This window comes from Pseudomonas sp. P1_A1, from assembly GCF_056406935.1.
Genome location: NZ_JBFTZE010000020.1, coordinates 1 through 14098 on the forward strand (window position 1 = coordinate 1; position 14098 = coordinate 14098).

Genomic DNA, 14098 nt, shown 5'->3' on the forward strand with positions numbered 1-14098 from the left:
TTAATTAAAAACCAGATCAAAAGATCGCAGACTGCGGCAGCTCCTGCACAACGTTCCACATAGACGGACGACTTGCCATGACCCAACTCCCCACCGACATCAAACTGCACAAAGCCTCGAAAACCCTGACGCTCAAATACGCGTCCGGCGAGGAGTATCACCTGCCCGCAGAATTCCTTCGCGTGCACTCTCCTTCCGCCGAGGTCCAGGGCCACGGCAAACCTATCCTGCAATTTGGCAAGATCGGCGTAGGCCTGAGCAAGGTCGAACCAGCCGGTCAGTACGCACTGAAATTGACCTTCGACGACGGCCATGACAGCGGACTGTTCACCTGGGAATATCTGTACCAGTTGGCGGTGCGCCAAGAGGATCTGTGGAACGATTATCTTGCYGAACTCAAAGCGGCTGGAAAGACCCGTGATCCGAACGAGTCGGTCGTCAAGCTGATGCTCTAAGTCAGGCCTCTGGGTATTTAGAGGGCATTTTCTAATTCCATCTGTTTGAATGCTTGGCTGCCGGGTCAACGATTGGCCCGCTTGCGAAAAAAATTAAACTCGGGTAACCAATGGAGCTGGCAAGTTCCGTGCAGGCTCTCTGAACTGAAAAGCAGCTATGCAATCAACGGTCACCCGAGCAGAAGTACCTGGCGCATTGTGTGACTACACAGCTGGGCTCAGGTACTCGCCTCAGGACAATGGAGCGTCGTAGATGAGTAACAAGCAAAACGATGACCTGAAATTCCAGGCTTCAGAAAATACCTTGGGACTGAATCCTGTTGTTGGGCTGCGTAGAAAGGATCTACTGGGTTCCGCTCGAATGGTGCTGACCCAGGCCATCAGGCAACCCATCCACAGTGCCAGACACGTCGCCCATTTCGGCATCGAACTCAAGAACGTGTTGTTCGGAAAATCCGAGCTTCAACCGCAAAGCGACGACCGCCGTTTCCTCGACCCGGCCTGGAGTCAAAACCCTCTCTATAAACGTTATTTGCAAACTTATCTGGCGTGGCGCAAGGAGCTCCACACCTGGATCGATAAGAGCAATCTCTCGCCCAAGGACGTCGCTCGCGGGCATTTCGTGATCAACCTCATGACCGAAGCCATGGCCCCGACCAACACGGCAGCCAACCCGGCGGCGGTCAAACGCTTCTTCGAAACCGGCGGCAAAAGCCTGCTCGACGGTCTCTCCCATCTGGCCAAGGATCTGATCCACAACGGTGGCATGCCGAGCCAGGTCAACATGGGCGCGTTCGAAGTCGGCAAGAGCCTGGGTGTGACCGAAGGCGCAGTGGTTTTTCGCAACGACGTGCTGGAGCTGATCCAGTACAAGCCGATCACCGAGCAAGTGCATGAACGCCCACTGCTGGTGGTGCCGCCGCAGATCAACAAGTTCTACGTTTTCGACCTCAGCCCGGACAAGAGCCTGGCGCGCTTCTGCCTGCGCAACAACGTGCAGACCTTCATCGTCAGCTGGCGCAACCCGACCAAGGAGCAGCGCGAGTGGGGCCTGTCGACCTACATCGAAGCGCTCAAGGAAGCGGTCGATGTAGTCACCGCAATCACCGGCAGCAAAGACGTGAACATGCTCGGCGCCTGCTCCGGCGGTATCACCTGCACTGCCCTGCTGGGTCATTACGCAGCGATCGGCGAAAAGAAAGTCAACGCTCTCACACTGCTGGTCAGCGTGCTCGACACCACCCTCGACAGCGACGTGGCCCTGTTCGTCGACGAGCAGACCCTCGAAGCCGCCAAGCGCCATTCCTACCAGGCCGGTGTGCTGGAAGGTCGCGACATGGCGAAAGTCTTCGCCTGGATGCGCCCCAACGACCTGATCTGGAACTACTGGGTCAACAACTACCTGTTGGGCAACGAGCCACCGGTGTTCGACATTCTGTTCTGGAACAACGACACCACTCGCCTGCCGGCCGCTTTCCACGGCGACCTGATCGAGATGTTCAAAAACAACCCACTGATCCGTCCCAACGCACTGGAAGTGTGCGGCACACCGATCGACCTCAAACAGGTCGACGCCGACATCTTTTCCCTGGCTGGCACCAACGATCACATCACTCCGTGGAAGTCCTGCTACAAGTCGGCACAGCTGTTCGGCGGCAAGGTCGAGTTCGTGCTGTCCAGCAGCGGACATATCCAGAGCATTCTGAACCCGCCCGGCAATCCGAAAGCACGCTACATGACCAGCACTGACATGCCGGTCAAGGCCGAGGACTGGATAGAAAACTCCACCAAGCACACCGATTCCTGGTGGCTGCATTGGCAGGCGTGGCAGGCCGAGCGTTCCGGCAAACTGAAGAAGTCCCCCGCCAACCTTGGCAACAAGGCCTATCCCGCGGGTGAGGCGTCGCCAGGCACGTATGTGCACGAACGTTGAGCTTCAAACAACTCACAGTCCGCGGCACTGGGAGGTGCCGCGATTGTCATTAATCAGCCTCGAGGCCAGCCTCGAACATTCTGCGACGGCCCGGGATGGCCCGATCAGCGTTTAAAACCTACAGGGCTTCGTGCATGCCGCAACCGTTCGTATTCCGTACCGTCAACCTGGATGGGCAGACCCTCCGCACCGCGGTACGCCCCGGCAAGCCTCACTTGACGCCCTTGCTGATTTTCAACGGCATCGGCGCCAACCTGGAGCTGATATTTCCGTTCGTCCAGGCGCTGGATCCGGACCTGGAAGTCATCGCCTTCGACGTACCCGGTGTCGGCGGCTCATCGACGCCCAGCCGGCCGTATCGCTTTCCGGGCCTGGCGAAACTGACGGCGCGAATGCTCGATTATCTCGATTACGGGCAGGTCAATGTGATCGGCGTGTCATGGGGTGGCGCCCTGGCGCAGCAGTTCGCCCATGACTATCCCGAGCGCTGCAAGAAGCTGGTGCTGGCAGCCACGGCGGCCGGCACAGTGATGGTGCCGGGCAAGCCGAAAGTGCTGTGGATGATGGCCAGCCCACGACGCTACATCCAACCGTCCCATGTGATTCGTATCGCGCCGATGATCTATGGCGGCTCGTTCCGTCGCGATCCAACCCTGGCTGCCAGTCACGCCGCCAGAGTCCGTTCGGCCGGCAAACTGGGCTATTACTGGCAACTGTTCGCCGGCTTCGGCTGGACCAGCATTCACTGGCTGCACAAGATCCAACAGCCGACCCTGGTGCTGGCCGGCGACGACGACCCTCTGATCCCGCTGATCAATATGCGCATGCTGGCCTGGCGAATTCCCAATGCCCAACTGCACATCATCGACGACGGGCATCTGTTCTTGATTACCCGGGCCGAAGCGGTGGCACCGATCATCATGAAGTTTCTCGAAGAGGAACGTCAGCGCGCAGTGATGCATCCGCATCCGGCGCCATCGGGCAGTTGACCGGCCCCGGCTTTGGTTCAGGAAAAGAGCGTCGACAGGACGTCGTACCGCGCAACAATCCGCAACAACGTCTATGGTGATTTGTTCGGTGAGTTTGTTTTTGGCCTGATGACGAAGGAGTGTTGACTCATGCGCGACAAACCAGCGAAGGGCTCTTTGCCCACTCCCGCTGCATTCATCAACGCACAGAGTGCGGTTACCGGTCTGCGCGGCCGGGACTTGCTTTCAACCTTGCGCAGCCTGGCCGCCCACGGCCTGCGCAATCCGGTGTACACGGCCCGGCATGCCTTGAAGTTGGGCGGCCAGCTGGGTCGCGTGCTGTTGGGTGAAACCCTGCACCCGATCAATCCGCAGGACAGTCGCTTTGCCGACCCGACATGGAGCCTCAATCCTTTTTATCGCCGCAGCCTGCAGGCTTATCTGAGCTGGCAGATAGAGGTCAAGAACTGGATCGACGAGAGCAACCTGAGCCCGGACGACCGCGCCCGCGCCCACTTTGCATTTACCTTGATCAACGACGCCGTGGCGCCGTCCAACACCCTGCTCAATCCTCTGGCGATCAAGGAGTTCTTCAACTCCGGCGGTCACAGTCTGGTGCGGGGTATCGGCCATCTGCTCGACGACCTGCTGCACAACGACGGCTTGCCCAGACAGGTCACCAAACAAGCATTCGAGGTAGGCAAGACAGTCGCCACCACGACCGGCTCCGTGGTGTTTCGCAATGAGCTGCTGGAACTGATCCAGTACAAGCCGATGAGCGAAAAACAGTATTCCAAGCCGTTGCTGATCGTGCCGCCACAGATCAACAAGTTCTACATTTTCGACTTGAGCCCCAACAACAGCTTCGTCCAGTTCGCCCTTAAAAACGGCTTGCAGACCTTCATGATCAGCTGGCGCAATCCCGATGTACGTCACCGCGAATGGGGGCTGTCGTCTTACGTCGAAGCCGCCGAAGAAGCGATGAATGTATGCCGGGCGATCACCGGTGCGCGCGAGGTCAACCTGATGGGCGCCTGCGCCGGCGGGCTGACCATCGCCGCGCTGCAAGGGCACTTGCAGGCCAAGCGACAACTACGGCGGGTGTCCAGCGCGACCTATCTGGTGAGCCTGCTCGACAGTCAGATTGAAAGCCCGGCAACCCTCTTCGTCGATGAACAGACCCTGGAAGCGGCCAAGCGCCGCTCGTATCAGAAGGGCGTTCTGGAAGGTCGCGACATGGCCAGGGTTTTTGCCTGGATGCGCCCCAACGATTTGATCTGGAATTACTTCGTCAATAACTACCTGTTGGGCAAAGAGCCGGCGGCGTTCGACATCCTCTACTGGAACAATGACAACACGCGCCTGCCGGCAGCGTTTCATGGCGACCTGCTGGATTTCTTCAAGCACAACCCGCTGAATCATCCGGGCGGGCTGGAAGTGTGCGGCACTCCGATCGACCTGCAGAAAGTCACCGTCGACAGTTTCAGCGTGGCCGGCATGAACGATCACATCACCCCGTGGGATGCGGTGTATCGCTCGACCTTACTGCTGGGTGGCGAGCGGCGCTTCGTGCTGTCGAGCAGCGGTCATGTGCAGAGCATTCTCAACCCGCCGCACAACTCGAAAGCCAACTACGTCGAGAACCCGAAACTGAGCAGCGACCCGCGGGCCTGGTATTACGACGCCAAACGCGTCGACGGCAGCTGGTGGACGCAATGGCTGAGCTGGATTCAGGAACGCTCCGGCGCACTACGCGAAACCCAGATGACCCTCGGCAACCAGAACTATCCACCGATGGAGGCGGCACCCGGTACTTACGTGCGCGTGCGCTGACGCTCAATGAACCACGGCCGCCAATGGCCGTGGCCTGACTCGACCATTAAGAAGACTGGATGAAAACCCGCGACCGGATTCTCGAATGTGCCCTGCAGTTGTTCAATCAGAAGGGCGAACCGAACGTGTCCACCATGGAGGTGGCCAACGAAATGGGCATCAGCCCCGGCAACCTCTACTACCACTTCCACGGCAAGGAGCCGCTGATCCTGGGGCTGTTCGAACGCTTCCAGACCGAACTGACGCCCTTGCTCGATCCACCGTCCGATGTGGAATTGGCACCCGAAGATTACTGGCTGTTCCTGCACTTGATCGTCGAACGCCTGGCCCAATACCGGTTTCTGTTCCAGGACTTGTCGAACCTTGCCGGTCGCCTGCCGAAACTGGCCAAGGGGATACGCAACCTGCTCAATGCGTTGAAGCGCACACTGGCTTCATTGCTGGCGCAGTTGAAGGCTCAGGGGCAGTTGGTCAGCGACACCCAGGCGCTGGGGCAACTGGTGGAACAAATCACCATGACATTGCTGTTCTCGCTGGACTATCAGCGGATTCTCGACCGTGAAGGTGAAGTACGACTGGTGGTGTACCAGATCATGATGCTGGTGGCGCCGCACTTGTTGCCGCCGGTGAAAGTCGCGACCGAGCGGTTGGCGTTGCAGTATCTGGAAGAGCATTAAGATCAAAGATCAAAAGATCGTCCGAAGGCTCGGGCCGCGTTCGGACGATCTTTTCAACGCTCAAACAAAAACGCCCGACCTTTACAGGCCGGGCGTTTTTTTGCGTCCTGGAAATCAGGACTGACTGGTTGGCGCCGATGGAGTCGGTGCGATAGTCGGGGTTACAGCAGGGGTCGGCGCAGCGGCGGAGTTCGCCGGACTGACCGGGGTTGCCGGTTTGGCGGCAACCACTGCTGGTTTCGGAGCGGCCGCTTTCGGGGCGGCCGGTTTTTTCACTGCTGGCTTCTTCGCCGCAGCGGGTTTGGCCGCTGCGGTTTTAGCTGCAGGCTTGGCCGCCGGTTTAGCGGCTGGTTTAGCAGCAGCTTTTGCAGCGGGTTTAGCGGCCGCTTTAGCTGCAGGTTTCGCAGCAGCAGTTTTGGCGGCAGGTTTCGCTGCGGCCTTGGCCAATGGTTTGGCAGTGCTTTTAGCTGCCGGTTTGGCCGCTGCGGTTTTCGCCGCAACAGGCGCAACCTTGGCACCGGTGAGTTTTTCGATTTGCTTGGTCAGGGTATCGACCTTGCTGTGCAGTGCCTTGACCTCATTGCGACTCGGTACACCCAGGCGCGAAATAGCGCTGTTCAGGCGCTTGTCGAAAGCCCCTTCCAGCTCATCCCACTTGCCCAGTGCGCGATCTTTCACACCGCTGATGCGCGACTTGGCCGACGAAGCGGAGTCCTTGGCAGCATCGACTTTCTTGCCGACAGCGCTCTTGGTGAGCTTCTCGGCTTTCTCGCCGTCCTTAACCAATGCATCGAAGAGTTTGCTGCCGTCAGAATCAATCTTCGAGTACACGCCTAAACCAGCCAGCCAGATCTTGCGGGAGTAGTCTTCGACCTTCCCGATCCACGAGCTGCCTTCTTTTTCAGTATTCTTTTTGCCAGCCATCCCGTTCTCCTTAAGATTTACGCGCGACACGTTCGAGCAATGCTGTCAGCTCATCGAGCTTAGCAGAGAGTGTCTCCACGTCATGTTTAGACGGAATGCCGATACGATTCAAGGCACTTGCGATACGTGTATCGAAAGCCTTCTCGACTTTGTCGAGTTGAAGTTCGACTTTGCCTTTGAAAGTACTCACTTCACTCTTGGCTTCATCGATCTCGGCATTAGCCGCTTCAAGTTTCTCAGCAACTACTTTTTTGCCTTTCTTTTCAACAGCTTGACCAGCCTTGATCAACTCTTGAACGTACTCGCCACCCTCTTGACCGACCCTGGTGTAAGCACCCAGGCTCGCCAGCCAGATCTTGCGGGCATACGATTTGACGTCGTTCAGAGTGTTGGTCTCAACGTCGACTTTTTTCTTCACAATAACTTTGGCCATGGTCCACCTCACGCGCAGAAGGGTTGAGGAACTGCCCGCGAAAGTGTCGGGCTCAGGCACAAAGTAGGGAGAAAAATTAGAAACGGCACCCTAACAAATGACACAAATCGGTGGTGCCTCCGGGAAAAGATCTCAGCCTTCGGCAACGCCTGCAGATGTACTCATTTCAATGCAGGAGCCGCCGAAGGCTGCGATTTTTGGGGAATCACGCGAGGGCTTTGTCGAGGGCCCTTTCGATTTCCGATTTGATGGTGCCGCTCATGGCGGACATCAACAGCCCCAGTTCGACATCGACCCTGATCGAATCCTCGCCCACATACACCGCCCCTTTCACACCGGAGCGCTTGAGGTTCAGCGTGTCACCAGACCACTGTGGCTCCAGGCCATATTGATCGGACAGTTTCTGCGCCAACTTGTCGGCCTTCTCGCGGGCCGCTTCCTTACCCAGGCCATGGGCACGCTCAACACTAATATGGGCCATCGAATGACTCCTGCTTTATGGACACTTCCTGAAGCATCTTGACCGTTACTGCGTCAAAACGTCCCGGTTTCTCTATATCTTACCTTCAGCCTTGCCAAGACAAAGCAGGCCACCGGGATTAGAATGTCCCGCATTCTATTTTGGTGACAGCGATATGACTGATCAGCGCAAAGGCAGCGATGCCGAACCCACCACTCACTTCGGCTTCAAAAACGTTCCGGAAAGCCAGAAAGCGGAAAAAGTCGCTGAGGTTTTCCACTCGGTAGCCGCCAAGTACGACTTGATGAACGACCTCCTGTCGGGCGGCATGCACCGTCTGTGGAAGCGTTTCGCGATCGAACTGTCGGGCGTGCGTGCCGGTAACCGCGTGCTGGACATCGCCGGCGGCACTGGCGACCTGACCAAAAAGTTTTCGCATCTGGTCGGCCCGACTGGCCAGGTCGTTCTGGCCGACATCAACGAATCCATGCTCAAGGTCGGTCGTGACCGCCTGCTGGATCTGGGTGTGTCCGGCAACGTCGAATTCGTCCAGGCCGATGCTGAAAAGCTGCCGTTCCCGGACAACCACTTCGACTGCGTGACCATCGCTTTCGGTCTGCGCAACGTGACGCATAAAGAAGACGCCCTGCGCTCGATGCTGCGCGTGCTCAAGCCCGGCGGTCGCCTGCTGGTGCTGGAGTTCTCCAAACCCACCAACGCACTGATGTCCAAAGCCTACGATGCCTATTCGTTCGCCTTCATGCCGTTGATGGGCAAGCTGATCACCAATGATTCGGAAAGCTATCGCTACCTGGCCGAATCGATCCGCATGCACCCGAATCAGGAAACCCTGAAGTCGATGATGGTCGAGGCCGGTTTCGACCGCGTGACCTACCACAACATGACCGCAGGCATCGTCGCCCTGCACCGTGGCATCAAACCCTGATGTTGCTGGCCGGCCTGCTCGCCAGCGTTGAACTCGGTCTGAACCGGGTGCTGCGTCTCGACAGCACGGCGCTGCCGCGGCTGGCGCATTTGAGTGGCAAGGTGATTGCCGTCGACTGCCGCAGCCCGGCGCTGCAAGTGTTCATCCTGCCCAGCGACGAAGGCCTGATGCTCGCCTCCCAGTGGGAAACCGGTGCCGACTGCACCTTGCGCGCACCGGCCTCAAGCCTGCTGAAACTGGCGACGAGCAAGGACAAGACTTCGGTTCTGCATGCCCCGGAAGTCGAACTCGACGGCGACAGCGGCGTGCTGCTGGAACTGGCGGCGGTCCTGCAGGACCTGGAGCTGGACTGGGAGTACGAACTCTCGCGCTGGCTGGGACCTGTAGCCACGCAACTGGTCGGCGGTCACCTGCGCAGTCGCGCACGCTGGTATCAGCAAGGGTTCGCCAGCCTCAACCAGAACCTGGGCGAGTACCTGGCCGAAGAATCGCGCACCCTCGTCGGTCAGCGCGAAGCGGAAGCCCGTTTCAGTGAACTGGACCAGATCAAGCTCGATCTGGAACGTCTCGAGGCGCGTTTCGAGCGCCTTTCCCGATCCCTCGACCCAAGCGATAACGCATGAAGCTGCTTGCCGTCCGCCGTTTGTTGCGCATCCAGCGCGTCGTGATCCGCTACCGCCTCGATGACCTGCTGTTCGCCCTGCCATTGCCCTGGTTTCTACTGGCGCTGCGCTATGCCTTGCCGTGGCGCTGGTTCCCGCGCAAGCCCCTGGACCTGAGCCGTGGCGCACGATTGCGCCTGGCGCTGCAGGACCTCGGGCCGATTTTCATCAAGTTCGGCCAGATCCTTTCGACACGCCGCGACCTGCTGCCCGAAGACATCGCCGATGAGCTGATGATGTTGCAGGACCGCGTGCCGCCGTTCGACTCGCAAGTGTCGGTCCGACTGATCGAAGAGCAGCTTGGCAAGAAGATCAGTGAAGTCTTCTCCCGTTTCGACGTCGAACCGCTGGCCTCCGCCTCGGTGGCGCAGGTGCATGCCGCGCAGCTGAAAACCGGTGAAGAAGTAGTGGTCAAGGTGATCCGCCCGGGCCTCAAGCCGGTGATTGCCCAGGACCTTGCATGGCTGTTCATTCTGGCCCGCGCCGCGGAAAAACTCTCGGCCGACGCCCGTCTGCTGCACCCGGTGGACGTGGTCAGTGATTACGAAAAAACCATCTACGACGAACTCGATCTGCTGCGTGAGGCCGCCAACGCCAGCCAGTTGAAGCGCAACTTCGACGGTTCGCCGCTACTGTATGTGCCGCAAGTCTATTGGGACTGGTGCCGACCGAAAGTGCTGGTGATGGAGCGCATCTACGGGATTCAGGTCACCGACCTCGCGACCCTGGCCGACCAGCGCACCGACATGAAAATGCTCGCCGAGCGTGGTGTGGAGATCTTCTTCACCCAGGTGTTCCGCGACAGCTTCTTCCACGCCGACATGCACCCCGGCAACATTTTCGTCAGCACCGTGCAGCCGTGGAGCCCGCAGTACATCGCTATCGACTGCGGCATCGTCGGCAGCCTGACCCCGGAAGACCAGGACTATCTGGCGCGCAACCTGTTCGCGTTCTTCAAACGTGATTACCGGCGCGTCGCGCAGTTGCACATCGACTCGGGCTGGGTACCGGCGGAAACCAAACTCAACGAGTTCGAAGCGGCGATCCGCACGGTGTGCGAGCCGATCTTCGAAAAACCGTTAAAAGATATTTCCTTCGGTCAGGTGCTGATGCGCCTGTTCCAGACCGCTCGACGCTTCAACATGGAAGTGCAACCGCAGTTGGTCTTGCTGCAAAAAACCCTGTTGAACATCGAAGGCCTGGGTCGTCAGTTGTACCCGGACCTCGATCTGTGGAACACCGCCCAGCCGTTCCTCGAACGCTGGATGCGCGAGCGCGTCAGCCCCAAAGCTTTGCTGGGCAACGTGCAGAGCCAGTTCGAGCAGATCCCGCACCTGGCCAACATGGCCCGCGACCTGCTCGAGCGCGTATCCCAACCCCACGCCAACGACCCTGCCCCCCCGTGGCACAGGCGCAAGGACGACGTGTTCCTGCGCCTGCTCGGTACCGCTCACCTGGCGGGTGGCACGATACTCGCCGTCGGTGGCCCGTTGCACGAACTGGGGCATTGGCCCGCCGGAATCATGGTGGCGATCGGCTTGTATCTGGTCGTTCGCCGATAGCCAGTTGGATCATCGGCTGGCACACTGTTTGAACGCTGAATTTGAACATTGGCCTCAACTATTGAAGTAGAGCCCGCTGTCGGAGTCGAAGATGAAAAACTGGCTGGACGAGATCAAGTGGGACGCCGATGGACTGGTGCCGGCGATTGCCCAGGATCACAAGACCGGACGCGTCCTGATGATGGCCTGGATGAACCGCGAAGCGCTGCAATTGACCGCCGCCGAGAACCGTGCCATTTACTGGTCACGTTCCCGTGGCAAGCTGTGGCGCAAGGGCGAAGAGTCCGGCCACGTGCAAACCCTGCATGAGATGCGCCTGGACTGCGACGCTGACGTGATCATCCTGATGGTCGAGCAGATCGGCGACATCGCCTGCCATACCGGCCGTCAGAGCTGCTTCTACCGCGTCTTCGAGAACGGCGACTGGAAAACCGTCGACCCGGTTCTCAAAGACCCGCACGCTATCTATTCCGCAGGACACAAACATGAGTGACACTTTGACCCGTCTGGCTCAGGTGCTGGAAGAGCGCAAAGGCGCCGCCGCCGACAGCTCGTATGTCGCCAGCCTGTACCACAAGGGCTTGAACAAGATTCTGGAAAAAGTCGGCGAAGAGTCGGTCGAAACCATCATTGCCGCCAAGGATGCCGCCATCAGCGGTGACTGCAGCGATGTGATCTACGAGACTGCCGACCTGTGGTTCCACAGCATGGTCATGCTTGCCCAGTTGGGGCAACATCCACAGGCTGTGCTCGATGAACTGGACCGTCGCTTCGGTCTGTCCGGACACGCCGAGAAAGCCTCGCGTCCGTCCGCCTGAATAATTATTAGAGGAACGCAACATGGGCATTTTTGACTGGAAACACTGGATCGTCATCCTCGTTGTCGTAGTGCTGGTGTTCGGCACCAAGAAACTGAAAAACCTCGGCACTGACGTGGGCGAGTCGATCAAGGGCTTTCGCAAGGCCATGAACGACGAAGAGAAACCGGCCGACCCGACTGCGACTCCGGCCCAACCGGTTCCGCCGACCCAGCCACAGGCCACAACGTCTGTGAACCCGCCGCACACCATCGACGTGCAGGCGCAAAAAGTCGAAGAGCCGATCCGCAAAGACTCGTGAGCACTGACTAATGTTTGGTATCAGCTTCTCTGAACTGCTGCTCGTCGGCCTCGTCGCCCTGCTGGTGCTGGGCCCCGAGCGCCTGCCGGGCGCTGCGCGCACCGCTGGCCTGTGGGTCGGGCGGCTGAAGCGCAGCTTCAACGCGATCAAACAGGAAGTTGAACGTGAAATCGGTGCCGACGAAATTCGCCGGCAACTGCACAACGAGCACATTCTGTCCCTGGAGCAGGAGGCGCGGAAGATTTTCACGCCGACTCAGCAGGAGCCAACGCCGGTGGAACCTGTGGCGACACCGACGATTCATGCGCCGACAGCTGAAGTTACGCCGGCGGTTGCAGCCGCTGAACCTGCGCCTGCCATTCCAGTAGAGCCTGTACCGCCTGCGGCTGCGCCTGTTGCGCCAGCCCCTCATGACCCAACATTGCCGCCGCGAGCCCCATGAGCGATCTCCCCGAAAACGACCAGCACATGCCACTGGTCTCGCACCTCACCGAGTTGCGCACCCGTCTGCTGCGCTGTGTAGCGGCGATTTTCATTATCTTCGCCGGGTTGTTCGCCTTCACCCAGCAGATCTACACCTTCGTCTCCACGCCGCTGCGCCAGTACCTGCCGGCCGGCGCGACGATGATCGCCACCGACGTGTCGTCGCCGTTCCTGACGCCGCTGAAGCTGACCATGATGGTCTCGCTGTTCCTGGCAATCCCGGTGATCCTGCATCAGATCTGGGGTTTCATCGCGCCAGGCCTGTACAAGCATGAGAAGCGCATCGCCGTGCCGTTGCTGGTCTCCAGCATCCTGCTGTTCTATACCGGCATGGCCTTCGCCTATTTCCTGGTGTTCCCGCTGATCTTCAAGTTCTTCGCCGCCGCCACCCCGGCCGGCGTGGAAATGATGACCGACATCACCAGCTACCTCGATTTCGTCATGACACTGTTCTTCGCCTTCGGTGTGGCGTTCGAAATCCCGGTGGCCGTGGTGCTGCTGGTGTGGATCGGCGTGGTCAACGTCGCCTACCTGAAGAAAATCCGCCCGTACGTGGTCATCGGCTGCTTCGTGGTCGGCATGATCCTGACGCCGCCGGACATCTTCTCGCAGACGCTGTTGGCCGTACCAATGTGGTTGCTGTTCGAGATCGGCGTCCTGTTCGGCAGCCTGATCAGCAAACGCAGTGAGCACCCGGACGAAAAACCGGCTGACGATCACAACGACCAGCCGCCAGCGACCCAAGCGTGAACCTGCTGCTCCTCGAGGAGGCCGATTTCATTGCGGCCGACCGGGCGATCCTGCGCGATCGCCGCTTGACCCATATGCAGGAAGTCCATCGCTGTGAAGTGGGTGACAGCATGCGCGTCGGGCGTATCGGCGGGCTGATGGGGGCCGCCGAAGTACTGCGTCTGGACGCTGACGAAGCCGAGTTGCGCGTCACCCTCGACCAGCCGCCGCCGGCCAAGCTGCCACTGACCCTGGTGCTGGCCCTGCCACGCCCGAAAATGCTCCGCAGGGTGTTCCAGACCGTGGCCGCCATGGGCGTGCCACGAGTCGTGCTGGTGAACAGCTATCGCGTCGAGAAGAGCTTCTGGCAAACACCGTTCCTCGAACCTGAAGCGATTCGCGAGCAATTGATCCTGGGGCTTGAACAGGCCCGGGACAGCGTGCTGCCGGAAGTCGTCATCGAGAAGCGCTTCAAACCTTTTGTCGAAGATCGCCTGCCAGCAATCACTGAAGGCACTCTCGGCCTGGTCGGTCATCCCGGCAATTACCCGCCCTGCCCCCGTGGCCTGGACGAACCCGTGACCCTGGCCATCGGCCCCGAAGGCGGCTGGATTCCTTACGAAATCGACCTGCTGGCCAAGGCCGGCCTGCAACCGGTGCAGCTTGGCGAGCGCATCCTGCGGGTGGAAACCGCTGTCACTGCGTTGCTCTCGCGCTTGTTCTAACCCCCCCAGATCAAACCTCCCCCTGTAGGAGCTGCCGAAGGCTGCGATCTTTTGATTTTTAGAATAATGAGTTCAAAAGATCGCAGCCTTCGGCAGCTCCTACGGGATCGTGCCTTGGCGCCTACAGATTCCCGTCTGCCTGCCGATACAGTCCCCATAAAACCGAATAATGGTCCGAGGGAGTCGCAG

The 14098-nt window shown here is 59.3% G+C and carries 17 protein-coding genes; 14 read left to right on the forward strand and 3 right to left on the reverse strand.

Going from position 1 to position 14098, the window contains the following annotated elements:
* Positions 1–77 precede the first annotated feature (77 nt).
* From AC1D2Q_RS24060 to AC1D2Q_RS24080, 5 genes are all read left to right on the forward strand, one after another.
* Positions 78–455, forward strand: a complete 378-nt coding sequence (locus tag AC1D2Q_RS24060) for a gamma-butyrobetaine hydroxylase family protein (protein WP_019581848.1) — start codon at positions 78–80, stop codon at positions 453–455.
* Between the two features lie 253 nt (positions 456–708).
* Positions 709–2388 carry a class II poly(R)-hydroxyalkanoic acid synthase gene (gene phaC / locus AC1D2Q_RS24065; RefSeq protein WP_477814781.1) on the forward strand — a complete coding sequence of 560 codons (1680 nt, stop codon included), beginning with the start codon at positions 709–711 and terminating at the stop codon, positions 2386–2388.
* A 134-nt stretch (positions 2389–2522) separates the two neighbouring features.
* Positions 2523–3377 carry a poly(3-hydroxyalkanoate) depolymerase gene (gene phaZ / locus AC1D2Q_RS24070; RefSeq protein WP_477814782.1) on the forward strand — a complete coding sequence of 285 codons (855 nt, stop codon included), beginning with the start codon at positions 2523–2525 and terminating at the stop codon, positions 3375–3377.
* Positions 3378–3506: 129 nt separating this feature from the next.
* Positions 3507–5189, forward strand: a complete 1683-nt coding sequence (gene phaC / locus AC1D2Q_RS24075) for a class II poly(R)-hydroxyalkanoic acid synthase (RefSeq protein ID WP_477814783.1) — start codon at positions 3507–3509, stop codon at positions 5187–5189.
* Positions 5190–5248: 59 nt separating this feature from the next.
* Positions 5249–5866, forward strand: a complete 618-nt coding sequence (locus AC1D2Q_RS24080; protein WP_007936804.1) for a TetR/AcrR family transcriptional regulator — start codon at positions 5249–5251, stop codon at positions 5864–5866.
* 114 nt (positions 5867–5980) lie between these two features.
* Here AC1D2Q_RS24080 and AC1D2Q_RS24085 read toward each other — a convergent pair whose 3' ends face one another.
* From AC1D2Q_RS24085 to AC1D2Q_RS24095, 3 genes are all read right to left on the reverse strand, one after another.
* Complete coding sequence (locus tag AC1D2Q_RS24085) at positions 5981–6790, reverse strand: phasin family protein (RefSeq protein ID WP_477814784.1); 810 nt, start codon at positions 6788–6790, stop codon at positions 5981–5983.
* 10 nt (positions 6791–6800) lie between these two features.
* The gene (locus AC1D2Q_RS24090) at positions 6801–7223 is read right to left on the reverse strand and encodes a phasin family protein (protein ID WP_477814785.1); all 423 of its coding nucleotides are present in this window, start codon (positions 7221–7223) and stop codon (positions 6801–6803) included.
* 205 nt (positions 7224–7428) lie between these two features.
* Positions 7429–7704 carry a polyhydroxyalkanoic acid system family protein gene (locus tag AC1D2Q_RS24095; protein ID WP_477814786.1) on the reverse strand — a complete coding sequence of 92 codons (276 nt, stop codon included), beginning with the start codon at positions 7702–7704 and terminating at the stop codon, positions 7429–7431.
* A 154-nt stretch (positions 7705–7858) separates the two neighbouring features.
* Between AC1D2Q_RS24095 and ubiE the strand changes: the two genes are divergently transcribed.
* From ubiE to AC1D2Q_RS24140, 9 genes are all read left to right on the forward strand, one after another.
* Complete coding sequence (gene ubiE, locus AC1D2Q_RS24100; RefSeq protein WP_007936800.1) at positions 7859–8629, forward strand: bifunctional demethylmenaquinone methyltransferase/2-methoxy-6-polyprenyl-1,4-benzoquinol methylase UbiE; 771 nt, start codon at positions 7859–7861, stop codon at positions 8627–8629.
* Positions 8629–9252, forward strand: a complete 624-nt coding sequence (locus tag AC1D2Q_RS24105; RefSeq protein ID WP_477814787.1) for a ubiquinone biosynthesis accessory factor UbiJ — start codon at positions 8629–8631, stop codon at positions 9250–9252. The genes ubiE and AC1D2Q_RS24105 overlap by 1 nt, the downstream gene beginning before the upstream one ends.
* A complete protein-coding gene (gene ubiB, locus AC1D2Q_RS24110) occupies positions 9249–10853 on the forward strand; it encodes a ubiquinone biosynthesis regulatory protein kinase UbiB (RefSeq protein WP_477814788.1) in 1605 nt (534 codons plus the stop codon). The genes AC1D2Q_RS24105 and ubiB overlap by 4 nt, the downstream gene beginning before the upstream one ends.
* 91 nt (positions 10854–10944) lie before the next feature.
* Positions 10945–11346: a phosphoribosyl-AMP cyclohydrolase gene (gene hisI / locus AC1D2Q_RS24115; protein ID WP_371051742.1), complete on the forward strand. Its 402-nt coding sequence runs from the start codon at positions 10945–10947 to the stop codon at positions 11344–11346.
* Positions 11339–11671, forward strand: a complete 333-nt coding sequence (locus AC1D2Q_RS24120) for a phosphoribosyl-ATP diphosphatase (protein WP_007899279.1) — start codon at positions 11339–11341, stop codon at positions 11669–11671. Before hisI ends, AC1D2Q_RS24120 begins: the two co-directional genes overlap by 8 nt.
* Before the next feature lie 22 nt (positions 11672–11693).
* Positions 11694–11972: a twin-arginine translocase TatA/TatE family subunit gene (locus tag AC1D2Q_RS24125; protein WP_018929163.1), complete on the forward strand. Its 279-nt coding sequence runs from the start codon at positions 11694–11696 to the stop codon at positions 11970–11972.
* A gap of 10 nt (positions 11973–11982) precedes the next feature.
* Positions 11983–12414, forward strand: coding sequence for a Sec-independent protein translocase protein TatB (tatB, locus tag AC1D2Q_RS24130; RefSeq protein ID WP_477814789.1), 432 nt, complete (start codon positions 11983–11985; stop codon positions 12412–12414).
* On the forward strand, positions 12411–13205 hold the full coding sequence (gene tatC, locus AC1D2Q_RS24135) for a twin-arginine translocase subunit TatC (RefSeq protein ID WP_301293323.1): 795 nt from the start codon (positions 12411–12413) through the stop codon (positions 13203–13205). The genes tatB and tatC overlap by 4 nt, the downstream gene beginning before the upstream one ends.
* Entirely contained in the window at positions 13202–13909 is a 708-nt protein-coding gene (locus AC1D2Q_RS24140) for a 16S rRNA (uracil(1498)-N(3))-methyltransferase (RefSeq protein ID WP_477814790.1), read from the forward strand. The genes tatC and AC1D2Q_RS24140 overlap by 4 nt, the downstream gene beginning before the upstream one ends.
* The last annotated feature ends 189 nt before the right edge of the window (positions 13910–14098 follow it).